22 protein-coding genes and 1 riboswitch are annotated in these 25,189 nt (G+C 48.1%); of the genes, 8 read left to right on the forward strand and 14 right to left on the reverse strand.

From position 1 onward, the window contains the following. Positions 1–52: 52 nt before the first annotated feature. The 3 genes from AB8599_RS16895 to AB8599_RS16905 all read right to left on the reverse strand — a co-directional run bounded on the left by AB8599_RS16895 (position 53) and on the right by AB8599_RS16905 (position 2,999). The gene (locus AB8599_RS16895) at positions 53–1,042 is read right to left on the reverse strand and encodes a membrane dipeptidase (protein ID WP_407334070.1); all 990 of its coding nucleotides are present in this window, start codon (positions 1,040–1,042) and stop codon (positions 53–55) included. Positions 1,043–1,081: 39 nt separating this feature from the next. Then, positions 1,082–2,530, reverse strand: coding sequence for an aldehyde dehydrogenase family protein (locus AB8599_RS16900; RefSeq protein WP_407334071.1), 1,449 nt, complete (start codon positions 2,528–2,530; stop codon positions 1,082–1,084). A gap of 64 nt (positions 2,531–2,594) precedes the next feature. Beyond that, on the reverse strand, positions 2,595–2,999 hold the full coding sequence (locus AB8599_RS16905) for a RidA family protein (protein WP_407334072.1): 405 nt from the start codon (positions 2,997–2,999) through the stop codon (positions 2,595–2,597). A gap of 145 nt (positions 3,000–3,144) precedes the next feature. Between AB8599_RS16905 and AB8599_RS16910 the strand changes: the two genes are divergently transcribed. Both AB8599_RS16910 and trxC read left to right on the forward strand, forming a co-directional pair. Next, on the forward strand, positions 3,145–4,077 hold the full coding sequence (locus AB8599_RS16910) for a LysR family transcriptional regulator (RefSeq protein WP_407334073.1): 933 nt from the start codon (positions 3,145–3,147) through the stop codon (positions 4,075–4,077). 124 nt (positions 4,078–4,201) lie between these two features. Then, positions 4,202–4,630 (forward strand): thioredoxin TrxC, encoded by a 429-nt coding sequence (gene trxC / locus AB8599_RS16915; protein ID WP_407334074.1) that lies wholly within the window; start codon positions 4,202–4,204, stop codon positions 4,628–4,630. Positions 4,631–4,705: 75 nt separating this feature from the next. On the opposite strand, the gene AB8599_RS16920 is transcribed toward trxC, so the two are convergent. Continuing rightward, entirely contained in the window at positions 4,706–6,034 is a 1,329-nt protein-coding gene (locus tag AB8599_RS16920) for an anaerobic C4-dicarboxylate transporter (RefSeq protein WP_407334075.1), read from the reverse strand. 623 nt (positions 6,035–6,657) lie between these two features. On the opposite strand from AB8599_RS16920, the gene AB8599_RS16925 reads away from it, so the two are divergent. Next, complete coding sequence (locus AB8599_RS16925) at positions 6,658–7,689, forward strand: extracellular solute-binding protein (protein WP_407334076.1); 1,032 nt, start codon at positions 6,658–6,660, stop codon at positions 7,687–7,689. A 377-nt stretch (positions 7,690–8,066) separates the two neighbouring features. Here AB8599_RS16925 and pcp read toward each other — a convergent pair whose 3' ends face one another. From pcp to AB8599_RS16940, 3 genes are read right to left on the reverse strand one after another with little or no spacing between them, the layout of a single operon-like run. Beyond that, positions 8,067–8,705, reverse strand: coding sequence for a pyroglutamyl-peptidase I (pcp, locus tag AB8599_RS16930; protein WP_407334077.1), 639 nt, complete (start codon positions 8,703–8,705; stop codon positions 8,067–8,069). An 11-nt stretch (positions 8,706–8,716) separates the two neighbouring features. Further along, positions 8,717–9,622: a DUF979 domain-containing protein gene (locus AB8599_RS16935; RefSeq protein WP_407334078.1), complete on the reverse strand. Its 906-nt coding sequence runs from the start codon at positions 9,620–9,622 to the stop codon at positions 8,717–8,719. 3 nt (positions 9,623–9,625) lie between these two features. After that, on the reverse strand, positions 9,626–10,348 hold the full coding sequence (locus AB8599_RS16940) for a DUF969 domain-containing protein (RefSeq protein ID WP_407334079.1): 723 nt from the start codon (positions 10,346–10,348) through the stop codon (positions 9,626–9,628). A gap of 433 nt (positions 10,349–10,781) precedes the next feature. On the opposite strand from AB8599_RS16940, the gene AB8599_RS16945 reads away from it, so the two are divergent. Then, entirely contained in the window at positions 10,782–11,357 is a 576-nt protein-coding gene (locus AB8599_RS16945) for a hypothetical protein (RefSeq protein WP_407334080.1), read from the forward strand. Between the two features lie 228 nt (positions 11,358–11,585). Further along, positions 11,586–12,098 (forward strand): murein L,D-transpeptidase family protein, encoded by a 513-nt coding sequence (locus AB8599_RS16950; RefSeq protein ID WP_407334081.1) that lies wholly within the window; start codon positions 11,586–11,588, stop codon positions 12,096–12,098. Between the two features lie 104 nt (positions 12,099–12,202). On the opposite strand, the gene gbpA is transcribed toward AB8599_RS16950, so the two are convergent. The 5 genes from gbpA to AB8599_RS16975 all read right to left on the reverse strand — a co-directional run bounded on the left by gbpA (position 12,203) and on the right by AB8599_RS16975 (position 17,896). Then, positions 12,203–13,762 carry an N-acetylglucosamine-binding protein GbpA gene (gene gbpA / locus AB8599_RS16955; protein WP_407334082.1) on the reverse strand — a complete coding sequence of 520 codons (1,560 nt, stop codon included), beginning with the start codon at positions 13,760–13,762 and terminating at the stop codon, positions 12,203–12,205. A gap of 81 nt (positions 13,763–13,843) precedes the next feature. Beyond that, positions 13,844–13,946, reverse strand: a riboswitch (cyclic di-GMP riboswitch). A gap of 123 nt (positions 13,947–14,069) precedes the next feature. Further along, positions 14,070–14,549: a GNAT family N-acetyltransferase gene (locus AB8599_RS16960; protein ID WP_407334083.1), complete on the reverse strand. Its 480-nt coding sequence runs from the start codon at positions 14,547–14,549 to the stop codon at positions 14,070–14,072. Further along, on the reverse strand, positions 14,549–16,519 hold the full coding sequence (locus AB8599_RS16965) for a monovalent cation:proton antiporter-2 (CPA2) family protein (RefSeq protein WP_407334084.1): 1,971 nt from the start codon (positions 16,517–16,519) through the stop codon (positions 14,549–14,551). The genes AB8599_RS16960 and AB8599_RS16965 overlap by 1 nt, the downstream gene beginning before the upstream one ends. Next, positions 16,516–17,145: an NAD(P)H-dependent oxidoreductase gene (locus tag AB8599_RS16970; RefSeq protein WP_407334085.1), complete on the reverse strand. Its 630-nt coding sequence runs from the start codon at positions 17,143–17,145 to the stop codon at positions 16,516–16,518. Before AB8599_RS16970 ends, AB8599_RS16965 begins: the two co-directional genes overlap by 4 nt. A gap of 121 nt (positions 17,146–17,266) precedes the next feature. Then, positions 17,267–17,896 carry a LysE family translocator gene (locus tag AB8599_RS16975; RefSeq protein WP_407334086.1) on the reverse strand — a complete coding sequence of 210 codons (630 nt, stop codon included), beginning with the start codon at positions 17,894–17,896 and terminating at the stop codon, positions 17,267–17,269. Positions 17,897–18,015: 119 nt separating this feature from the next. On the opposite strand from AB8599_RS16975, the gene AB8599_RS16980 reads away from it, so the two are divergent. From AB8599_RS16980 to AB8599_RS16990, 3 genes are all read left to right on the forward strand, one after another. After that, positions 18,016–18,444 carry a thiol-disulfide oxidoreductase DCC family protein gene (locus AB8599_RS16980; protein ID WP_407334087.1) on the forward strand — a complete coding sequence of 143 codons (429 nt, stop codon included), beginning with the start codon at positions 18,016–18,018 and terminating at the stop codon, positions 18,442–18,444. Between the two features lie 227 nt (positions 18,445–18,671). Beyond that, positions 18,672–19,373 (forward strand): flagellar brake protein, encoded by a 702-nt coding sequence (locus AB8599_RS16985; protein WP_407334088.1) that lies wholly within the window; start codon positions 18,672–18,674, stop codon positions 19,371–19,373. A 56-nt stretch (positions 19,374–19,429) separates the two neighbouring features. Next, positions 19,430–20,722 carry an alpha/beta fold hydrolase gene (locus AB8599_RS16990; RefSeq protein ID WP_407334089.1) on the forward strand — a complete coding sequence of 431 codons (1,293 nt, stop codon included), beginning with the start codon at positions 19,430–19,432 and terminating at the stop codon, positions 20,720–20,722. Positions 20,723–20,886: 164 nt separating this feature from the next. On the opposite strand, the gene AB8599_RS16995 is transcribed toward AB8599_RS16990, so the two are convergent. Both AB8599_RS16995 and AB8599_RS17000 read right to left on the reverse strand, forming a co-directional pair. Beyond that, complete coding sequence (locus tag AB8599_RS16995; RefSeq protein WP_407334090.1) at positions 20,887–24,042, reverse strand: efflux RND transporter permease subunit; 3,156 nt, start codon at positions 24,040–24,042, stop codon at positions 20,887–20,889. Positions 24,043–24,048: 6 nt separating this feature from the next. Next, positions 24,049–25,170 carry an efflux RND transporter periplasmic adaptor subunit gene (locus AB8599_RS17000; RefSeq protein WP_407334091.1) on the reverse strand — a complete coding sequence of 374 codons (1,122 nt, stop codon included), beginning with the start codon at positions 25,168–25,170 and terminating at the stop codon, positions 24,049–24,051. Positions 25,171–25,189: the final 19 nt, after the last annotated feature.

Here is a 25,189-nt window from a genome sequence, read left to right on the forward strand (position 1 = left end):
AGACAGCGTCAGTGCCGATTCCTTGTGAGCGAGTTTTTCTCGCTTGCGATTATCAGAGTGCTGGTTGAATGCCAGCATCTAAAAAATTGAGCCAGTTCCCGCCCATCACGGCGTTAGTTTCTGCCTCGCTAAACCCAATGTTTCGCATTCCCTGATAAATATTTTTCATGCCGCTGCTGTCGGGAAACCACGGCAGTGCCGCAGGCCAGCCCGCATTCGAGGCTGAGCCTTCTCCATAATCGAGGCTTTTCGACCATTTCCCATTTCGCATCCAATCCAACACACCTTGCGGCTGGTTCAGACAAAGATCACTGCCTATCGCTAAATGCTCTACCCCAAACTCACTGGCGGTATCCGCCACCATTTGGCAGAAAGTGTCCAAGCGACAATGACTGCCATGAGGCAGATGGAAGGGATAGAGACTAAATCCCAGTAATCCACCTCTCGCCGTCAGCGCGCGGATCACTTCGGGTGATTTATTTCTCAGCGCAGGGTGCGCTGTTGCTGGGTTCGCATGACTGATGCAAATGGGACGAGAAGAGAGATCAATCGTTTCTAACGTCGAGCGTTCAGCACTGTGAGACATGTCGATCACCATGCCGACACGATTCATTTCTTGAATGACTTGCCGCCCGAAACGCGTAATACCCGCATCTTCTTGTTCGTAGCAACCTGTCGCCAATAAGCTTTGGTTGTTGTAGGTCAACTGCATGATCAGCAGGCCTTGCTTACGCATCACTTCGATAAGACCAATCTCATCGTCGATGGGCGAACAGTTTTGTGCGCCAAAGAAAATGCCCACTTTGTTTTGTCGCTTCGCTTCTTCAACATCCTGCATCGTCATGACAGGCATGATGAGATCGGCATGGCGCTCAAAGTGCAGGTTCCACTCAGCAAATCGCGTTAGCGTTTCGCGCGCATTTTCGTGGTAAACCAAGGTGACGTGCACCGCTGTCACCCCGCTTTTTTGCAAGCTTTCAAAGTAGGCACGATCCCAGTGGCAATACTGCAACCCATCGATGATGATTTGATTTTGATACATGGCGGCTCCTTGCTCGAAACGAGTAACGATGGTCTGTAGTTAGTAAGGGCGCTGGTATGCGGTTTTCACTATGGTGTAAAAATCACGCGCATACTGGCCTTGCTCTCTCGGTCCAAAGCTGGATTCTTTTCTGCCACCAAACGGCACATGATAGTCCGTCCCTGCGGTCGGCAAATTCACCATGACACAGCCCGTTTTCGCTTGCTGTTTAAACAAAACACTGCTGCGCAAGCTCGTGGTCACAATGCCTGCGGTTAAACCAAATCGAGTGTCGTTGGCATTCGCAATCGCTTCTTCCAACGAGTAAACACGCTGAACACACGCCATGGGTGCAAACAATTCCTCTTGGTTCACATCCCAACTGTTTTGGGTATTGATGAACAGCGTTGGCGCCATGTAGTAGCCATCATGTTCTAATGAAACCTGCCCTCCGCCTGCGACGAGTTCACCGCCCAGTTCACGCGCGCGATCAACCCAACGCAGATTCGAAACGAGTTGTTTTTCATCCACCACAGGGCCCATGAACACACCTTCATCCAATGCGTGTCCGACTTTCAATTGGGCAATTCGCTGAGTGAGCGCATCCACATAAGCGTCATGAATGCCGTCCATGACAATCAAGCGAGAGGAGGCGGTGCATTTCTGCCCTGTGCCCGAGAAAGACCCTGCAATCGTCGCCTCTACCGCCACTTGCAGGTCGGCATCATCTGCAATCACTAAGGCATTCTTACTGCCCATCTCTAATTGGCAGCGCACAAAGTTCGGCGCAGTCGCCGCCGCAATTTTTCGACCAACATCGACAGAGCCCGTAAAGCTCACGGCATCGACCTCTGTGCTATGAATTAAGCTGTCTCCCACTTCTGATCCTGAGCCCAAGACCAAATTGAACGCACCAGACGGCAAGCCAGAACGATGGATGATTTCTGCCAGCGCCACGGCACTCGCAGGCGTCAGGTTGGCGGGCTTCCAAATCACGCTGTTGCCAAACGCCAAGGCAGGTGCGATCTTCCACGATGCGGTAGCAGTCGGGAAATTCCACGGGGAAATAATCGCCACAACACCAACCGCTTCACGCGTGATTTCTACTTGAACACCAGGGCGAACTGACTCGGCTGTTTCCCCCATTTGACGCAGCACTTCCGCCGCGTAGTAATGGAAAAACTGACCCGCGCGATACACTTCTCCTCGGCCTTCTGCGAACGGCTTTCCTTCTTCGCGAGACAGCAAACGCCCTAACTCATCGCAACGCGCAATCAATTCATCGCCAATGTTTTGCAGCACTTTTTGCTTTTGTTCTAGCGGCGTTTTTTCCCAAATCGGCTGCGCTTCACGGGCACAAGCAATCGCCTGTTTGACCTGTGCGTTACTCGCCTGCGCAAAATCACCCAGTGATTCATGAATGTTTGATGGATTGATATTGGTGATGGTGCCAGCACCTTGCTGCCATTCACCGCCGATGTAGAGTGCGTTTTCGCTGTTTGGTGTCATGTGTAACTCCTTGACCTTTCATCCATTCCCTGTGTGTTTAGGGGACAATGCTTTTTCAGAATAATTACTGAGGAACGGCGGCATACACCACCAACTCAACCAGCATACCTTCCCGCGCTAACCCAGCAATCACCATGGCGGCACGATTCGGATAAGGCGCATTGAAATATTCCGCATACACACGATTCACAACGGGCAAATCATCTCTGTCTGTCACGTAGATCAGCACTTGCAATACGGCATCGCTGTCTACGCCCGCCGACCTTAGTGTGTGCATCAGGTTATCCAAGGTTTGACGCGTTTGAACTTCAATACCGCCCTCCACCAGATTGCCGGCTGCATCAATAGGAATTTGCGCGGTATAAAGCGTCCCGTTGTGCGTTACAGCCCATTCCAATGGCGATTTAGAGGCAAAAAGATCCGTTTTCACCGCTGAGATCCCGTGCTTATTTGTCGGAAATTCTGACATGACATTCCTTGTCGAACTGGCTACTTGTTAATGATTGGTTAAATCCTGCCTCACAATAACTGATAAATCTAACGGTTAATTTTTGACAATTGTTCAGTTTTATTTATCACTAGAGGACAGGCGACAGCGGAGAAGGAACACAGGCGTGGACATTAAGCTTCAACAACTCAAACATTTTTCTTTGGTTGCGGAGCAGCGCGGGTTTCGTGCGGCAGCGTCTAAGGCGAACCGATCTCAAGCAGCGCTATCCACCTCGGTGAAAGAGCTCGAAAAGATTCTGGGACAAACCTTGTTTGATTCAGGCCACAAAGCCAAACTCACGCCATTTGGCGAATTTTGCCTGCCGAAGATCAATGATTTTCTCGCACGCTATGACGATCTCAATTCTGACCTACGCGCTGCCGCAGCCGGGCAACTCGGTCAAGTGCGTATTGCTAGCGTGCCCTCGGTGGCCGCCAAACTGATCCCGGGCATTCTCGCCACTTACACGGAAAGTCACCCCAAGGTAGAAGTTGCGCTTATCGACGATAATGCCGCGGGGGTGGAAGCCCGCCTGTTGGCGGGAGATGTGGATTTGGCACTGGGAAATTGTCTGCATATTCAAGATGAGCGTATTGAGTTCACCCTGCTCATGACTGATCCATTGGGCGTCGTTTGCCTGAAAGACCACCCATTGGCCTCCAGCAAAACACCTATCGATTGGCAGACCTTGCAACCCTATCCGTTTGTTAAAAATGGAACCTGTTCATTGCTAGAGCCAACGCCGGCCAACACGCTTGCTGCCAATGCGCTTTATAGCGTGGAAAACATCACCTCGCTGTTCTCGGTACTCGAGCTCGGCATTGGTATAACCACCTTACCGAAATTAGCATTCCCGGAAAATGCGGAGCATCTTTGCTGGCTGCCTCTTTCTTCCCCTTACGTTGAAAGACAAATCGGCATATTTCGCTTGCGTGACCGTTACATATCGCCCCAGGCTTATGATTTCTTCGATCTTTGTATTTCGTCGTTAAGCACAACTGAACTTCTAGAAGAAGCAGAAAAGAAAGCATGTGATACCGCCTTAACCGACACTTAGCTAGGTTTCACCACCTCATGTTGATAGGTAATTACTATTAAAATCATTGGTACAACCCAATGGTATTTTCTTAACGGCAGGTTTAGGCTACCAACCATAAACAAAACACAGGAAAGGTTTAACCATGAGTACATTAACGGTGCGTTGCCCCCACTGCCAAAAACTGAATCGCATTCCAGCAGAGCGCATTGAGGACACTCCAACCTGCGGCGTGTGTAAATCATCACTGATCAACGGTAAGCCGATCGAAGGCACTGAAGCCAACATGGATGCGCTCATCGCTTCTGGCAAACCTGTGGTCATTGACTTTTGGGCGCCGTGGTGTGGTCCTTGTCAAAGCTTTGGTCCAATATTCGAATCCACTGCGGCAAACAAAGGCGATGATGTCATTTTCGTCAAAGTGAATACAGAACAAGAACAAGCGCTCGGCGCGAAATACCGCATTCGCAGCATCCCGACCATCATGGTGTTTAAAGACGGGAAGGTGGTGAACCAGATCAACGGAGCATTGCCGCAATCTGAGTTTACTGCTTGGTTGAATCAAAGCATCTAACGGCCTAGTTTCCGAGACATGAATGCAAAACGCCCTCTGATGAGGGCGTTTTTGCTTCCACTAGAAAGCGAGATACTAAGCGATAAACATTTGCCCCAGCACATAGCCCAACAAACACGCCCCAATAACGCCAATCAAACCCACTGACATGAATGAATGGTTGAAATACCATTTACCAATCTTGGTTGTGCCCGATGTATCAAAGTTAACGGTCGCGATATCTGACGGGTAATTAGGAATGAAGAAATAACCATACACCGCAGGCATAAGGCCGATTAGCAATGCAGGCTCTAAACCTAGCCCCAAACCAACAGGCAACATCATACGGGCTGTTGCAGCCTGCGAGTTCACCACCACAGACACAATGAAAAGCGCCAGTGCAAATGTCCATGGGTGATCCGTAACCATTTCAACAATCCCTGACTGGAATTGAGGCATGGCGTATTGGAAATAAGTATCAGACATCCAAGCAATACCGAATATGGCAATCGCCGCCACCATGCCGGATTTAAACACTACACCGTTAGGCACGTTCCGTGGGTCGGTTTTCGTTGCCAGCAAAATCACGCCACCAAAACACAGCATCATCATTTGAATGATCACTGACATGCTGATGGGCTTCGAACCTTCGACTATGGTTCTGACCTCAGGGAACATGGCGATAAACACAATGGTCAAGATAGCGAAAAGGAAGATCAGTACCGCGTTGCGTGCCGACTTGGGCAAGGTTTCATCAAGGGATGTTGCTGTGGTATTCAAGATGCGTTCGCGCCACTCTGGATCAGCCAAACGCGCTTGATATTCAGGATCGTCATCTAGCTCTTTTCCACGTTTCAAGCTATAGAGTGACATCAATAAGGTGCCGAACAAGGTCGCAGGAACGGTCACCATAAGAATTGAAAGCAGCGTCAATTCAGTCTGAATGTTTGAAATCTGTGCCAGATAATAAACCACGGCCGCCGAGAGTGGTGACGCGGTAATGGCGATTTGAGACGCCACAGAAGATGCCGCCATTGGGCGCTCAGGACGAATACCGTTTTTCAGTGCCACATCGCCGATAATAGGCATGATTGAATACACTGCATGGCCGGTGCCCAATAAAAAGGTCATGGTATAGGTGACAAACGGCGCGATAAGAGTAACGCGTTTGGGGTTTTTACGCAGTACACGTTCAGCTACCTGAAGCATGTATTTCAGACCACCTGCCGCTTCTAGGATAGACGCACAAGTCACAACCGCCAGAATGATGAGCATCACGGTAACAGGCGGCGATGTCGGCGGCATTTTGAAGACAAAAACTTCAATCACCAAGCCAATACCTGACACGACACCTAAGCCAATACCGCCATATCGAGAGCCGATGTAAAGCATCAGCAGTAGAAACAAAAACTCCAAGTACAACATGCCATTAGTCCTTTCAAAAATCGGTAGTACGGTCTATTTTCGACCTATTAACATAGGAAAAATGGCGGGCACCTCACAGTACTTATAGGTGCAAAAGTCGATGTTAATTAATGCCACCGTTACCACGTTAATTCGCCAAGATGTAACACGCATAATGCGCGTTAGTAGATAAAATGATGCATCGAAATGATGACACCGTTAAATGACCAGTAACGTCTTTTTCAATGAGTGAAATCTCGACACACATCTTCCTCTCAACGACACAACTTTTGCCCAACTTTTCGTATCGTTCCTAAAATTCATAGTGGCTTCTTATCTGCATCGTTTGCTACGGCATCCGGCCTATTATGGGGAAATAAAACACCAAACACGCGGGATACTGACCGTCGCTATTTATACCGTATCGCCCCTTGGTATTCGCTCTGTAGCATTTGTGTTGCCAGTTGCCGATTTCATCGGTACTATCCCGCGACTTTTCACAATGCCAGCGTTAAAAGGCGGTAACGTGAAGCGTCTAAATTATGGAAATGACGTCAACTTTCCGAAACCAGGCAAGAGAGAATGGTTCTGTTCTTGCTGTATGAATGCTCCCGACACACGGGACTTTGGAGTGGATAACACCAATGAAGAAATGGTCTGCGATTCTGGCCGGCGCTGCATGTGCAGCGGCTATGTTCACTACTGCTGCTAAAGCAGAAAACGATCAACTTATTTTTGCAAACTGGGGGCCCTACCTCTCGACGGAACTGCTAGAGCAATTCACGCGCGAAACTGGTATCAAGGTGATTTACTCAACCTACGAGTCAAACGAAACTCTGTATGCAAAAATGAAGACGCACCCTGAAGGGTATGATCTGGTAGTGCCATCTACCTACTTCGTCGCAAAAATGCGCGACGAAGGTATGTTGCAGAAAATCGACCGTTCTAAGTTGAACAACTTCACCGAGCTAGACAAAAACTACCTCGACAAGCCATTCGACCCAAACAACGACTACTCTATCCCTCACGTTATCGCGATGACAGGTTTAGCCGTTAACACTGACATGTATAACCCTGATGATTTCACCAGCTGGGCTGATCTTTGGAATCCAGAGTTGGAAGGTCAAATCATGCTGATGGACGACACCCGCGAGGTGTTCCACATTGCATTGCGTAAACTTGGCTATTCAGGCAATTCGACCGATCCAAAACAGATCGACGAAGCTTACGAAGAGCTAAAAAAACTGATGCCAAACGTATTGGTGTTCAATTCAGACAACCCAGCAAACCCTTACCTATCAGGTGAAGTGGGGCTTGGTATGTTGTGGAATGGCTCAGCGGCAGCAGCGCAACGCGAAGGCTTGCCTATCGAACTCGTGTGGCCAAAAGAAGGCGGTATCTTCTGGGTAGACAGTCTTTCTATTCCAAAGAACGCAAAGAACGTTGAAGCAGCACATAAAATGATCGACTTCCTTCTACGTCCAGAGATCTCAGCAAAGATCAGTGCAGACACGGGTTACCTAACTGCAGTTGAGAAATCGAATGCGGCTTACAAAGACAACCCAACACTTTTCCCGCCACAAGAAGATATCGACCGTGGAGAGTGGCAAGACGCGGTGGGTGATTTGACCGAGAAGTACGAAAACTACTTCCTGCGTTTAAAAACCGGCGAATAAGCCGAATTTTACATAAGATCATGAACTTTAAGCCGCTCAACAGAGCGGCTTTTTTGATCCATTCAGTCCAAAAAATAGACTTCTCAAAAATGTTCCGCAGGCTATTTCTTAACCACAATAATTATTAATTATTCAATTAATAATTATTTGCAAGCTGGCGCGGTCTCTGTCTTAACAGGCTTTGATCGAGATAAACTCAGATCAGTAGGCGTTGGCAACGCCCAGGTAACAGTTTCAACCGTTGACTAACGCAAAAGCACACTTCGCCGTTATGTGTTCTGGCATTCTAAAAAGCAGCGAATACAAAAACGCTGGGCAGTTGCCCAGCGTTTTTCTTTTTTACTGTTCTTTTTGGTCATGCGTTTGACCGACTTGCCTCAGCAAATCTTCCCCGCACCCACTGCGATGTCGTGCTTATTATCCAGTGTTGCTTGTGCAGCCACTTTCAAGCCTTCCACAATGGTTTCAAGAGACATTGACGGCTGATCTGTCGCTGCCGCTTGTTCAGGTAGCAATGGAATGTGAATAAAGCCGTGTCCAATATCCGTGTCACGCAAGAAGTGTTGAACACCATAGAAAACATGGTTACAGACAAACGTACCCGCCGTGTTAGACACGGTACATGGAATACCCTTCTCTTGCATGGCGCGAGTGATTGCTTTGATTGGCAAGGTACTGAAATACGCATCAGGGCCATCTTCATCAATTGGCTCGTCGATTGGCTGGTTGCCGCCATTGTCTGGGATGCGGAAATCATCAATGTTAATCGCAACACGCTCAGGCGTAATCGCATTTCGACCCGCAGCCTGACCCACGGTAATCACAAACGATGGCTTATGTGCTTGAATCGCTTTAGTGATCGCTTTAATCGCGTCGTAACGCGTCACTGGTACTTCACAAGTCACCACTTTTCCGCCATTAAGTTGCAAGCCATCAAGTTGCTTAACCGCTTCCAATGCAGGGTTGATTGACGCGCCACCAAAAGGCTCGAAGCCTGTAATCAATACTTTTCTCATCACTACTACTCTCAGAATGCAAAGCTATACATAACGAAGATGTTGAACGCCAAGATGCACAGGCCAGGAAACACCTGCATCAAAATAACGTGGTGTTTATTTTTCAATTCAAGTAACGCAGCAGGTACGACATTAAAGTTGGCAGCCATTGGCGTCATGAGCGTGCCGCAGTAACCGGAGAGCATACCCAGCACACCTACGATGGCTGCGTTGCCGCCGTTTTCGAGTATCAGCAATGGAATACCGATGCCAGTTGTGATCACGGCAAACGCGGCAAACGCATTACCCATCACCACGGTGAAAATGGTCATACCTACGCAGTAAGCAATCACGTTCACCAACAGCATGTTCTCAGGGATCATCATTTTGACGATTTGCGCCACAGTGTCACCCACGCCAGCTTGATTAAACAAGTACCCTAACGCTGCTAAAAATTGCGATAAAATAGCAGCCCAGCCAATGGAGTCGATCAAACGACGTCCTTCGTTAAGGCTGTGCATCGGCTTGCTTTTGGTGATCATTAACGCCGCAACGATAGCAGCAATAGAGCTGAGACCTAGGCCAACCAGTGCGCCGAGTGACGTGAACTGGCTGATAGCAACCGTGCCGACAGGCACGATAGCAGCTGGAATGAACAGCTTGTTTTTAAGCACGGATGCCGTGTGCTTGCGCTCTTCTTCGGTAGTGGTGCGGTAGTTGCCCACGCCCATAAACCCACCCGCCGCCAGCGCGGTAAGCGCCAATACCATAAGGCCTGTCACCCAGTTCGGGATCATCGCGCCAAACAGGAATGTCATGCCATAGATCAGCCAAAACAAGCCGCTACCGATGCGTTTTGGGTTTTCTTTATCAAGGAAGCTTTGCAGCGAGAACGCTAACAGCAATAAACCCGTGGTTTGATATATGTACTCTAACATGGGTTATTGCCCTTCTTTTTGCGCGTCAGCGTTTGCAGTCGCTGATGCACTTTGATTGGTCGATGATTTGAGAAGACGCACTTCCACGATTTTGCTGAAGGCAACGAACAGCACAAACGATGCAACGGCGGTTGGCAGTGCCCACAAAGCCATGGTTTCAAGCTTCACGTCGAGCTGGTTATCAGCCATTACGCCTTTGATAAGAAGAATGCCGCCTGTGCCGATAAACAGCAGTTGGCTAAAGAAGTTGCCAAAATTTTCACTCGCCGCTGATAACGCACGAATCGACTGACGTTTTTCATCTGATAGATTGGGGGAGGCTTTTTCTGCGGCGGCTTCCGCCATAGGTGCAATCAACGGACGAATCATAGATGGGTGGCCACCGATACTCAGGCCCATGCCATTGGTGACTTTACGCAACAGTAAGTAGGTCATCAAAATCTTGCTGACTGATGCTTTCTTCATCGAGCCAATCAAAGCTTCTGCACGCTGACGAAGGCCAAAACGTTCAAGAATACCAATCATTGGTAAGATAAGAATGAAAAGAGACATATAGCGGTTTTGAGTAAAGGATTGACCTAAGATCGACAAGATTTCCATTACCGCAATGTCTGCGACTAAACCAGTTGCGACACCCGCAACCAAAATGACCAGTAAAGTATTGAGTTTTAACGCTAACCCTACCGTAATTACAACAATGCCAATTAATGGCCAAAAATCTATCATCGTGCTCTCTACTCGGCCTCTTTATATAAGTAATGGTCAATGTTTTTACCCATCGACGCCCAGAGTATACGAAAGCACCAAAACTAGCTCCAATCAGAGATTTTCATGGTTATGACCAGTAATCCCGCTTGTTGAGGTCAACAATCAACCGTTCATAGTTATCTCTATTTATTCAATATATATCAATCAATTAAAAAACACGAAATCAACAAATCCACTCAAAAAATCAACAACAATTAACATTAATTCTTCATGCGCCTCTTCAAGAATATACTCAGCGCCATAAGATAAAAGCGGGTGTTTTAGACACTTATCAAACAGCATCGCCGTCAGGAAGATCTCAATATGAGAACAACCACAGCGAACTCACAACGGTATAATTTCCCCTCTGATTTCACTGCCTCGAATCGCCCCCTATCAATAAGGATGTATGATGGTCCCGACTCGTTTGTTATTCGGTTACGTGCTTTTTGCAATGTCGCTTATTGGCTGCTCTTCTCAGCCCGAACCATTAAAAACCATTCAGTTGTATTCCAAGAAAGAAGTGATTCAACTGGCGTATTGCACAGAACTTGCTGATAACGCTTACTTCATTGCATCGGAAAAATTGAAACAGCGTCCAAAGCAGGTGCTGATTGAACGCTACGCCTCTGACCCTTCCGCCCAGATTAAAGTAAATGCTGTCGAGCGAATCTATAACACAGATTTTGATAGCGCTTGGAATTATGCGGTGAACCTGTTCAGTCAATGTGCGCTGAAAGTGGCTGAAATTGCGCCACAGCGCCAGGAAATCGCCCGCTTTTGTGCGCAGAAAGCCATAGTGGCGGGAGGGGCTTATGATTTGAAACAACGAGGCACACCCAAGTTAGACGCGTACATTGCGTTTGCAAGCTATAAACAGACTCGACCTTATGAAGTGATTGATGCTGTTTATGACAGCAGCGCAAAGTCTCACCTCAACACGTCGCAAAATACGTGGGATCAATGCATTGACGTCATGTCAGAGTAGTGGTTCTGCAAAAATTGGCATTACGTTTATTGAGCGGGAGTGGGCCAATCAATTTGCGAGTACCGTTCTGCTAATCTTATAAAATATTATTTCTAGGAATACACACTTGGCCAAATTGAGAATGGATTGCTATCAATGCCAATCGGATTAAACAGTGATGCTCAATTTTTAGCGCAGGGATGCTGTGGGACGAAAGGGCTTACAATTGATTGACTTGAAATGGAAGCGATGAAACGAAACCTTAGTAAAACGTCATGGTGCCTTTTACTGCTGACGCTTGTCCTTGCGTTACCAGCGCAAGCAACACTCAGTGTGATTGGTATTGATTTGGTTAAAGTGGATAAATCCACCCGAAAAATGTATCTGATCCAAGGCGACAAGATCGTTAAATGGTATCCCATTGCGCTGGGGGCCAATCCAAAAGGCCATAAGCTACGTGAAGGCGATAAGCGAACGCCAGAAGGCAGTTATATACTGGACTTCATTAACGAAGAATCCCGCTTCTATCGTTCAATTCGTATTAATTATCCTAACAATCGCGATCTCGCGCGTGCTGAGCTTTTGGGTGTTAACCCTGGTGGTCAAATTATGATCCATGGTCAAAAAAACGAAGCAGGCCCTCACCCTAGCCTAAGCCGTGGTGAAGATTGGACAGATGGCTGCATCGCAATTGCCAACGAAGAAATGGATGAGTTCTTGAGCATGGTGCCAGTAGGCACACCAATTAGCATTGAATGGTAAGACGACCGCTGTAGCTTGTCGACTTGCAATATGCCCATAAATGATAAAGCCTGACACGATAGTCGCATCAGGCTTTTTTTATTGCGTATCAACCAACATGGCGATTAAACGCAGTCAAATGGGCCTTTGTTCGTCCACGCTTCTGGTGCAGAAACTGGGCTGCTGTTGACCCACCATTTAGCCTGATACAGGTTACCTTCAAACAAAACCTGCTCACCCGCCAGATATGCTTTACCTGATGTCCATGCCACTGGCAACGCACTGATCAATTTCCATGCATCGCTGTTTTCTGGTGCTGAGCCTTGAATCCAGTATTTTGCTTCCCACACCAAGCCATTGAAACTCACTTTTTCGCCGCCGGTGTAGGTGGTGGTTTCATCCCATGCTGGGTGGTTCATCGCATCGGGATCAGCGCCACACTGGTCACTTTTTTCAATAAGGTGGAAATCGACGGTTTGCTGTTCAACCAAATTCCCTTCCTTGTCTTTTACGCGAGAAACCAACATGTGGTGTCCAGCATTCACACGCGTCAATGCCATGTTCACGTTTTCGGACGAACCATCTAGCATTGAGATTTTCTCGTATGCTAGAGCATCTTGTGCGTGGTTATAAACGGTCATTTCAACGGTGATATCACCCGATGCTGTCACGCTAAAATCGAGCTCAACCGCATCGTCAGAGATCATGTATTCCTTTGCCAACCCATCAATCGTTACACCGTAATTAGGCTCAGGCGAGGCAATGTCGTACCCCACTTCCACACGGGTTAAACCACTGTCTTTTTTGAGGTAAATGGGGTTTGCGCCAAAAACAGGCACGAACGTGTTATCGCCGTCACGCTTACCAGCCTTGATCAGGCTATTCGTTTGGTTAATCTTCGCTGCAAGGTCGTGTGACCATGTATTTGCTACACCAGCTTTATCGCTTTCAATTACCCAATTCGTTGACAGCTCAGGTCGCTCACCGTCGTTGTCAAACACACGAGTAAATACCGCGTCGCCTGCTGACAAATTCATACCAGGGTTAATTTGACCGGCTTGTTGCCAATTTGGAAGCACAGGCTGTTCGCCATCAAACTGCACATCAATTGCGTTATAGAACGCCGCAGCAGTATCGCCCACATCCCAAACAGCCAAAATCACATGGTATCCTTCACGAGCAGGCACGTTGCATGAATGAGCCATCGTTTTCGGTGGCTTCTCCATGTTTCCTTCCACCACACAGAATGGGTTCAGATCCAACGAAGCACGTGCTAGCGGCTGATTCACGTTCCAATCAGGCTTGGTGATGTAATATTTCCAAGTGCGTGTCACATGGTTTGCCGTGAAGGTCCATTCAAAGTCATTTTGACCCGCAACAATGGAGCGTTTCACCCAGCGTGAAGCGGTTTGCTCGTCCAACGGAGAGAATTGAATTAAACCTGCACTTGCCAGTTTGCCATCTTCAGGGCCGAGTTCAGGGAAGCCTTCTGGCCCTTCCACGCTTTGGGGTTCCCACTGTACTTGACCACAATCGGTATTTTTTTCACCGGCTTCTGAGGTGTATTTGCATAGCGCTGCGCGGCCAGCCAGATCGCCACCAACGGCGCTAATGTACCCGTGAGACATTGCGCTGGCGCTAAATAGTGCAGCAACAGGTAAAAGAGACGTGTGTAACTTGAGCATGTATGTACTTCCTGAGTGATTTTATTGTTATTCACCCACAGCACGGACAGACGACGAAAAGAGGACATTTTCAACATTGAAAATGGCAACCCCGCTATCATAAGTGTTCTCCCATTAGATGGAGAACCCTCTTAGACCGGAAGCTTTGCGTCCTGTTTTTTCAAACAGTTTGCCGATAATTGTGGAACGCGGGCATCGTATTCTGAATATTTTGATATACAACAAAAAAATATGATGTTTTATGGCGACAAGAATATAAACGGAAGGAGCATCACACTTTAGCGGAATGGATAGTACACTTCTTAATCTAACGATGTTTTTGCATTCTCAGTAGTATCCATGCCTCTCCTTGAAACTCCCGCGTTTTAGTCTCGTTTTTCATTACATGGAAACCCAACGCACGGTAACAACCGATAGCGATCTGATTGTGCTCAAACACAGCCAAGCTAACGATCGTGATCTTGGGGTCTTCGAATGCCACACTCAACGCCAGTGATATCATTCCTTTCCCCCACCCTTTACCACGGCTATTTTCCGACGCAATGAGCACCCGACATAGGCGATATTCAGAAGAAGACACACGGTAGAGCTCAATGTATCCTGCCGCTTCGCCCTGATGAAGAAAGAGAAAGGGGCGCACCTCGGGCTTTGCCAAGTGCGCAGTGATCTGCTCAACCGTGAGTGGAAAATCAAACGCAGGACCACCCCATAAGTAGTTATCCTTCGCGTTTGATATCCAGCCACAAAGTTTCAATGCATCTGCTACTTCAAATGGCACGAGCAGCATTACGCAGGTTTCCCCTGTCCGTCCGACTTATCATTCGGCTGCTCATCGGAAGAAGGTGTGACAAACTCATCAATATATCCCTTCGGCGGCGGTGTCCATTCACGCTCAGTGAGACCGTGCTTATCCATGCGGTCAGCCCCCATCGCATCGCGAATAGTATCTTCCAGCTCAATAAATAGATGTTGAAAATGGTTGTCGTAGGTTTGTGACTCTTCGCCACCCAACCAGCTTTGGTAAAGCTTTTCTGAGCTCTGTTTTTCGATTTCGTTGAACATTGCTTTTTGCTGTTCAACCAAGAAGGGATGAGACCCAAGTGTACGAAGCGCTTCTGCGCCCATTTCCAGTGCTGAGTGATAGGTTTCTTTGATCACAAAATCTGCCCCCGCATGTCGAAGTTTGTACGCATGTCCACGGTCAAACGCACGTGCGAGCACTTTTACATGGGGATAGGTATGCTTAACATATTCGACAAGCTCGGTCGTGGTTTCCTCGTTGTCCATGGCGACCACCAGCAATGCCGATTCTTCGATACCGGCAGTGTGCAGAAGATCTGGCCGAGTGGCATCACCAAAATAACTCTTCACATTAATTTGGCGCAAATTTTCTACCTGAGTGGCTTCATGATCGAGCACAACCGTTGACACGCCATTGGCCGTCAGTAATCGGTTCACCACCTGACCAAAACGGCCAACACCCGCAATAATCACCGACCCTTTTTCGTCAATAACATCCGCTTCTCTGTCGTTCGAGACTTTCTCGTAGCGCGGCAAAATCACCTTGTCATAAAGAATAAACAAGCCCGGTGTGAGGAACATCGAAATGGCCACCACCAGCGACAACATTTGCGCGGTTTCAGCTGGTAACACATGGTTTTGAAGAGAAAAGCTCAGTAGCACAAAGCCGAACTCACCCGCTTGCGCGAGACTTAATGCAAACAACCAACGTGCCGAGCCTCTGATTTTAAATATCAGCGTCAGGAAAAGCAGTACAAAGGCTTTCAATACCATCAGCCCAATCGTCAGGCCAATAATGACAAAGAAGTCCTCAAACAAAATGCCAAAGTTGATACCTGCCCCAACGGTGATGAAGAACAATCCGAGCAATAACCCTTTAAACGGCTCGACGTTTGATTCCAATTCATGGCGAAATTCACTGTTCGCCAGCACCACACCCGCGAGGAAAGTTCCTAACGCCGGCGACAGCCCAACGAGACTCATCAGTGCCGCAATACCAATCACCAACATCAATGCCGTGGCGGTAAATATCTCACGTAGGCCAGAGCTCGCAACAAAGCGCAGTAGCGGACGGCTTAAATAGTGTCCACCGACAACCACACCGGCAATGGAGGCCAGTATCACCAAACCAACCGCCCAACCCGGCAAGCCCGCCACTAAACTCATTTGTTCATGATGCTCAGCAGCAGACGCAGCGGCATGCTGCGCTTGTTCAACTAATTCAGGAAGCGCCAGCAATGGAATAAATGCCAGCATTGGGATCACGGCGATATCTTGGAACAGCAGGACAGAAAAAGCGTTCCGTCCACCTTCTGTTTTGGTCAACCGCTTTTCATTGAATGTTTGCAAAACAATAGCGGTTGATGACAAAGCAAAAATCAAGCCGATGGACAACGCGATGGTCCAAGGTTGCTCAAAGGCCAACGCAATGCCCATCACAGCAGCCGCGGTGATACCCACTTGAAGCCCGCCCAATCCCATCAGACGGTTTCGCATCGCCCAGAGCATTTTTGGCTCAAGCTCCAACCCCACAAGAAACAGCATCATGACGACGCCAAATTCTGCGAAGTGCTGGATGGTGTTAGTTTCCGATCCTACTAGCCCTGTCAGCGGCCCAATGATCACGCCCGCGATCAAATAGCCGAGCACCGACCCCAAACCATAGCGCTTGGCGATAGGCACGGCGATAACGGCCGCAACAAGGTAAATGAATGCTTTTAGGAATATGTCCGTCATGCCATGTCTTCCTTGACAACGAGATCGATCGAACTGGCTGTGATTTTTTCCATGTTAGCGAGCACATCCACATTCAGTTGATGGTTAACCAGCGCTACCAGCAGCTTTTTATATGCCGCATTGTGTCGGCCAATCTTTCCTTCTTCTAAGGCAGTTCTTGAACCGAATAAAGCAAAGGGTGCCAGATATTTCATGCCCGTTAAGTTCACCATCTGCTCTAATGGATAGAGCAATTCTCGAATTTTAAAGTGATTGAAACCATCCGCCTTGTAAGCGCCTTCGCGACCGCCTGCAGAAATAGCGCACATGAAGTGTTTCTCGTGCAATGCCGTACCGCTTGAGCCGTAAGCAAAACCGTATTCCAGCACCAAATCTTGCCATTCTTTCAAAATGGCGGGCGTTGAATACCAGTACAGCGGGAATTGGAAGATCACCACATCATGCTCACGCAAACGCGCTTGCTCTCGATCAATATCAATATGAAACGTGGGGTATTCAGCATAGAGATCCACGGCTGTCACCCCTTCTATAGACTTCGCGGTTTTGAAAAGAGGCGCATTCACTTCGGATCGTCGCTGAGACGGATGGGCAAATAACACGAGTACTTTCTTTTTATTGTCTTCCATAAACTTCCTTTATTGGCGTTGTCACCACGGCTGCCGTGCTGTAAGCACTGGTAGCTCGCCGACAATGCGCTCACATTCATGTTAGTTACGCCTTGTCCATTTTTTGGCCCGTGATCAGTGGCTATTTAGTCGTACTGGTAAACAGAAGCTTCACACCAAATGCCAACATCACTGAGCCCAACACTCTGTCTACCCAATGCCCGACGCGTTTAAACTTGGCTTGCACTGAAGGCTTAGACAAAACCAGCGCGACCGAACTGAACCATACCAATTGAATGAACATCATCCACACACCAAGCAGAAACAGTTCAAACACGGGCATATCAGGAGATACAACGAGGGTAAATACAGAAAGAAAATACAAGGGCGCTTTCGGATTCAGCGCATTACAAACAAAGCCCATAGCAATCAGTTTTGCTGCAGATCGAGATTTCACCTCGACGAGTTGCTCGTCACCCACTGCGGCTTTGCTGCGAATCCCTTTTATGCCGAGATAAATCAGGTAGGCCGCTGCCAGGTACTTCATGCCCGATAAAACAATCGCTGAGTCACTGATCACGGTCGCTAGACCAATAGAGGAATAAATAATATGGACGGAAAGGCCAAGTGCAATACCGAGGCTCACGAGCAAACCCGAACGTCGCCCATGCACGAGTGATTGTTGTGACACCATCACGAAATCAGGCCCAGGGGAAGCGGCCCCCAATAAGTGCACTAACGTTAAAGTGAAAAATGCATGATAAAATTCCATTTGATATGCTCCTAGCTTTTTGAACAACAGATGACATGGTGGCGATCCGGACAGAAAACAACCACGTACTGCTATGTACTGAATAAATGTTTCACTCTGCTATCGAAGGAAACCACGAGATGAAGTTCACACTTTTCTATGATGGAAGTTGCCCACTGTGTGTCGCCGAAATGCATCAACTTCGCGCACTCAATCACCGAGATACGTTAGCATTCGAAGACATACTCGCGCCAGATTTTACACATCGCTACCCAGACATCTCTCCCGACAAAGCGCGTAATGTTTTACACGGTAAATATGACGATGGCAGACTGCTGTTGGGGTTGGACGTAACACATCACGCATGGAAGTTGGTGGGCAGGAAACGCTGGATTGGCTTGCTACGCTTGCCTGTTATTCGTTGGTTTGCAGATAAAGCCTATCTATTTTTTGCAAAAAACCGCTACCGCATTTCATGGTTACTTACCGGAAAATCACGCTGTGCCCCCTGCGCCAATGGTGCGTGCGATATCAATACAATAAACAATCGCAATACGCCGAAAAGCTAATCCCACCTATTATGAGTGGAACTGCAACATTCCCACCCCTCCACTAATTACCCATAAAAACCAGGAGATACTGCATATAAATCAAACTATTGTGCCAAAATCATTCTATTGACTAAATGTTCATTTACACGCACCATTCCTTCCAAAAGACGCGTCGCAAATTTAAAGAACGCTTGCGCATTTTCTAACTCAGCGACTCACTTCAATATTTTGATTTGTATAACAGAATGAAGACCACCGACACGCTTGCGGCTTCGGCCTTTTTACCGACGATCCCAGTCGGTACTGCTCTCACGTTTGAGCTTAGATACAAAGACAATATCAAAGCCTTTAGCGGCGCTTCTCGCCTCATTGGCTATCGTGATAGAAAATATCTGCTTCTTGAAACGCCGAGTGATCCAGAACTCAGTAAGTTGCTGGCCGACCCTTCTGACTGGCTAGTGGTGGTTCGCGGTCTATCTTCGTCCCGATATGGTGAAATATTCGCGTTCAAATCGCACATTTTGAGCGTTATGCATCGGCCTGAGAAGATGCTTGCTATCGCCATTCCTGATTCTGTTGGGATTCATCGAATGCGCAGATTTGCACGTTACTCGGTGTCACGCATTGTGCAGCTGGAGATTGATGGTAAAAACACGCTCGCGAAACTCGCTGATTTCTCTTTAGGTGGGTGCGCAATAAGAATTGCGAACAACAAATTTATCGAGCCTGGCGAATCAGTGCGCTTTAATATCAACGCATTGTTTGATACGCCGATTTTGTTTGAAGGCAAGGTTGTCACGGTGACCAGTAGCGGTGAAGGTATTCAGTTGGGTATTAAATTCAACGACGAAGGCACTCATCAGGCACGTGATACGCTTGCTAGACTCATCATGACATCAGAATTAGATGCCAGAAATTCAACAAGTAACGTCTCGACTGTCTCCTAGTAAACAGAACGTTATTGACGTCAGCGACGATACCGTCAGGACGAGAGGAAAAAGTCATGCAAGACACTTTTATCGACGATGGCTTACTCTATCGTCAGCACCACTTCGATTTACCGCTAAATTACGATGACAAAAACAGCACCACACTTCGCGTATTTGCTCGAGAAGTGGTCGAACACCAGCGTGATGCCGATTCTCTGCCTTGGTTGGTGTACTTTCAAGGTGGCCCAGGTTTCCCTTCCCCACGCCCTGACGGTCGAAATGGCTGGCTAAAACGAGCATTGCGGCAGTACCGTGTGCTGTTGTTAGATCAGCGCGGCACAGGGCTGAGCTCTCCACTCACACACCAGACACTTGCCGACCTATCGTCGAGCGACCAATCAGACTATATCTCACATTTTCGCGCCGACAATATCGTTCGCGATGCGGAAGCCATCCGTGAGCAACTGGGCGTTGAAAATTGGTCCATTTTAGGCCAAAGCTTCGGCGGTTTTTGCGCGCTCACCTATTTGTCGTTCTACCCAAACGGTCTCAACCGGGTATACATTACAGGTGGCGTACCTTCGTTAACTCGCCCTGCCGATGATGTTTATCGCGCCACCTATCAACGCGTACTGGATAAAAATGCGGCCTTCTTTGCGCAGTTCCCAAGCGCTCAAACACGCTGCAAAGAGATCGCCGATCACCTCGTAACAAACGACGTTCATCTGCCGAACGGTCAACTATTTACGGTGGAACAATTCCAGCAAATCGGCATTAATCTTGGGCGAAGTGGCGCGAATTTGCCAATGTACTATCTGCTTGAAGACGCCTTCGAGAATACCAGTAACGGCAAGGCTCTCAGCTATGCGTTTTTGCAGGCGATGCTGGCAGAGCAAAGCTATCAGACCAACCCTATTTATGCGTTCTTGCACGAACCGATTTACAACCAAGGTCAATCATCAGATTGGTCAGCGCATCGTGTTCGCAATGCGGAATATCCTGCGTTTAACTATTCAGCCAATAGACCGTTCTTGTTTACGGGAGAAATGGTATATCCGTGGATGTTTGACCAGCTTCAAACTCTTCAGTCTTTAAAAGGGTCAGCGGAGCTACTGGCTGCTAAATCAGACTGGCCTGCGCTGTATGACGTTAACGCGCTCAAAGCGAACACTGTGCCACTTGCATGCGCAGTATATGCAGATGATATGTATGTTGAAATGGATTACTCACGTGAAACACTGCGGAACATACCGAACAGTCGCGCATGGATCACCAACGAATATGAGCATAATGGCCTTCGCGCCGATGGTGAACGCATATTGGGACGATTGATTGATATGGCAGAAGAAATCGCCAATCTGCCCTAAAAACGAGAGGCGTCAACGTCAGGGTTGGTTTGGCTAAGATTCGCCAATAGCAGCGAATGCAATCAATAATTGTCAGACAAATGTGAAAACAAAAAAGGCATCCGAGGATGCCTTTTTGATATCAAACTCGGTAACGACTTGCGCGACCAGAGAATAATGTCTTGTTATTTATCGTCGTCCAATTCAACCAACTTGGTAGAACCCCCGTGGTATTTCTCACGCAATCGCTGAATGAAAGCAAAGAAGCCTGGGATAAAGAACGTACCCGCCAACAACACGCACAGTAAACCACCTGCCAGCGATATACCCAGTGAGTTCTGGCTAATATTACCCGCCCCACTCGCGAACACCAGTGGCATGATGCCCAGAATAAATGACCAAGACGTCATGTTCACCGCACGGAAACGAAGCTTGCCCCCCATCACCGCAGAGTCATTGATTGGGTGTTCATTCTGCTCACGCTCATTCTTCGCGAACTCGACAATCAAAATGGCATTTTTCGCCGCCATCGCAATCAACAAAACCAGACCAATTTGCGCATACAGGTTCAGCGGTGTACCTGTTGCAGCAAGGGCAAGGAACGAGCCCAAAGTCGCAACCGGAACCACCAGTATAATTGCCAGTGGAATGGTCCAACTCTCATACTGCGCGACCATGAACAAGTAGATAAAGATCAGCGCTAGACCAAAGGCATAAATCGCCAAGTTACCAGCCTGCTTCTCTTGATACGCCATGCCCGTCCATTCATATTGGTACCCTTGTGGCAACAGTTCCGCCGCAACACGTTCCATGGCGGCAATCGCATCACCCGAAGAATAGCCAGGTGCAGGTGAGCCTTGAATTACCGCTGAGCGATACATGTTGTAACGCCACGCCACGTCTGGCTCGAACACTTGCTCGATATCAATCAAGGTTCCCAGCGGGATCATATCCCCTGAGTTGGAACGAACATAGAAGCGATTCAATGAATCCAAGTCATTGCGGAAATCCGCATCAGCCTGAATGGTCACTCGGTAGCTCTTGCCGTACAAACTGAAATCATTCACATACATCGACGCCAAGTTACCTTGAAGCGTCGTGAAAATTTCGGAAAGAGGAATACCCAGTTGCTTGGCTTTTTCGCGGTCGATATCAATGTAGAAATGCGGCACATTGGCACGGAACGTACTAAACGTACTCGCAATCTCAGGTTGCTGATTTGCAGCTTCCATTAATTGTTGTGACACCATAGCCAAATCACCACGGCTTCGGCCTAGCGTATCTTCCAACACAAACTCAAAGCCAGATGCAGGTCCCATACCCGGCACAGCTGGTGGGCCCATGGTAAAGACAATCGCTTCTGGCAATTGCATTGCGGCTGCCACATTGATTCGGTTGATGATGGCAAACGAGGAATGATCACCATCAAGTGCTTGACGCGTTTCCCAATCCTTTAATTTCACAAACATTGATGCACCGTTTGATGCCGAAGCACCTGTCAAAAATGCGTAGCCGTTAGCAACGGTAGCCCCTTCAACACCCGGTTCATTCACCACAATATCATTCAGTTTGCTGGTCACTTCCTCAGTTCGCGATAAAGACGCAGCATCAGGTAGCTGAATGTTGATCAGCAGAACGCCTTTATCTTCTTGCGGCACAAAACCTGTTGAGGTGGTTTTGGCAAAATAGCCCGCCGCGCTGACTGCGACAATAAACAACACACCTAAAACGGCTGTTTTACGCACCAAGAAGCCCGCAATAGCGCCGTATTTGTTCGTGACGCTTTCTAACCCACGGTTAAATGCCGTAAACCAACGCGCGTGATTGTCTTTACCTTGCTTGAGAACCAAGGCACACATGGCAGGTGATAGCGTCAGTGCATTGATTGACGAAATCAGTACCGAGATACAAATCGTCAGCGCGAACTGGCGGTACATGATCCCTGTAATACCTGGGAGCATTGCCACTGGCAAGAACACCGCTAGCAACACCATGGTCGACGTAATAATGGGACCCGTCACTTCCTTCATCGCAAGCAATGTCGCTTGGCGCGGCGTCAAAGACGGATCTTTTGCCATGTTGGTATCAACGTTTTCGATAACCAAAATGGCATCATCCACCACGATACCGATAGCCAAAATCAAACCAAACAGCGTCACTGTGTTGATGGTAAAGCCCGCCGCCAGCATGATGGCGAACGTACCAACAAGTGACACTGGAATCGCGACAACCGGGATCAAGGTAGAACGGAAGCTACCAAGGAACAGATAGGTGACGGCAATAACCAGCAATATCGCTTCTATCAGCGTGACAACAACGCCCTTGATTGACTCGGAGACGAACAGCGTGGTGTCGTAACTGGTCTCGTAGCTCATCCCTTCAGGGAAGCTTTGTGAAAGCTGCGACAAGCGCTCCATCACCAAACCGCCACTTTCCAGCGCGTTAGCGTCAGATTGCAGGTTCAAGATCACGATGGATGCTGGCTGTTCACGGAAACTCCCGTTACCCGTGTATGACTTACGGCCCAGTGAGACATCGGCGATATCTTTCAAATACACCATGGTGCCATCTGCATTTGCACGCACAACGACATTTTCAAACTCATCCACCGAGCTAAGACGGCCTTGTGTCACGAGCTTAAACGTCATCTCTTGTGCATTGTTAAATGGAGGGGCGCCAATATCACCTGCGGCAACCTGAACGTTTTGCTCCGCAAGTACAGAGCGCACATCTGAGGTTGTGATGCCAAGGTTCGCCATCTTTTCTGGGTTCAACCAGACACGCATTGAGTATTCGCCGCCGCCAATCACATTGACATCACTGATACCTTTTACGCGCGCAATTTGGTCTTTAATATTTAGGTTGATGTAGTTAACGAGGAACTGCTCATCGTATTTACCGTCGGGAGAGTAGAAGTTCAACACCATTAGCAAATCCGGCGAACGCTTCTTCACTGTCACACCGATCTGACGCACTTCTTGTGGCAATTTCGATTCTATCTGTGCAACACGGTTTTGTACGTTGACCTGCGCCATGTCAGGATCAGTACCAATATCGAACGTAACGTTAAGACTGTAAGAGCCATCGTTAGCACTTTTGGAAGACATGTAAATCATGTTTTCCACGCCATTGACTGAGGTTTCAATCGGATCTGCGATGGCTTGTTCTACCACCTCAGCACTGGCGCCTGAGTAATACGCGGTCACACTCACAGAAGGCGGGCTGATTCGAGGATACTCAGCAACAGGCAGGTTCAACAGCGCGATGAGACCTGAAAGCGTGAGAATAATGGAGATCACCAGCGCAAATTTTGGGCGGTGAATAAAAAAGCGACTTAACATATCAGCTTATGCCCCTTGCTCTTGAAGGCGAACTGTCATGCCATTTCGAACACGCTGTAGGCCTTTGGTCAGCACTTGCTCGCTTTCTTGTAGGCCGCTTAACACAATGACACCTTGATCGGTTTGCGGACCCAATTTCACGTTACGGCGCTCAGCAACGTTCCCTTCTTTCAGTACCATCACGAAATCACCTTCCAAATCAGTCTGAACCGACAAACGTGGCACAACAATGTGTGGCGTGGTGGCTTTTTCTTTCACAATGACTTCAACATATTGCCCGGGAAGTAGGCGATAACCCGGGTTAGGGAATTTTGCGCGCAGCGCAATGGTGCCAGTATTCGTATCAATACGGTTGCCAAGGTAGTCTAACTGGCCCGCATGTTCATACTCATTGCCGTTACCTAAACTCAAAAGCACTTCTACTCGATTAACGCCACCTTCTCCATTTCCTGACATTCTGTCAGCACCTGCTGCCAAACGTTGTTTCTCACTCATAGAAAATGAGGCCTGCATCGGGTCAAGGCTAACGATGGTGGTGAGAACGCCCGTAGACGGAGAAACCAAATCGCCAATGCTGGCCAAACTTTCACTGATACGCCCAGTGAATGGCGCGACGATTTCGGTATGAGACATGTCAGTTTCAGCGGCTTGCAATTGCGCTTTGGCTGCCTTCAACCCGGCTTCAGCTTGCAACTTCACTGCTGTTAAACGGTCGAATTCTGACTGGCTGATGCCGCCACGAGGCAACAAGTCTTTACCCCTTTCGAAATCCAAAGAGGTATTGGTCACACTGGCTTCTGCTTGTGCCACAGAGGCTTCAGCACTGGCAACTTTCGCTTGATAAATCGCAGGATCGATTTGAAATAGGCGTTGACCTTCGAGCACCATTTCGCCTTCGTCAAAATAACGCGCGGTTAAGTAGCCTGAAACTTGAGGAACAATGCTCACATCTTCTACGGCTTGGGTTCGACCCACAAACGTTTGCTGAGGTTGATAATCAATCACTTGTGCAGATTGGACTGCAACGATAGGTGAAAAACCACTTTTTTGTTGAGCTTCTTGCCCGCCACATCCAACAAGCACTGATGCGCTAATCAGCGCGGGAAGCAATAACTTCCGTTTAATCATTTTTCTCTCCTCACTTAAC

This window comes from Enterovibrio litoreus (assembly GCF_045679545.1).
Taxonomy (GTDB): domain Bacteria; phylum Pseudomonadota; class Gammaproteobacteria; order Enterobacterales; family Vibrionaceae; genus Enterovibrio.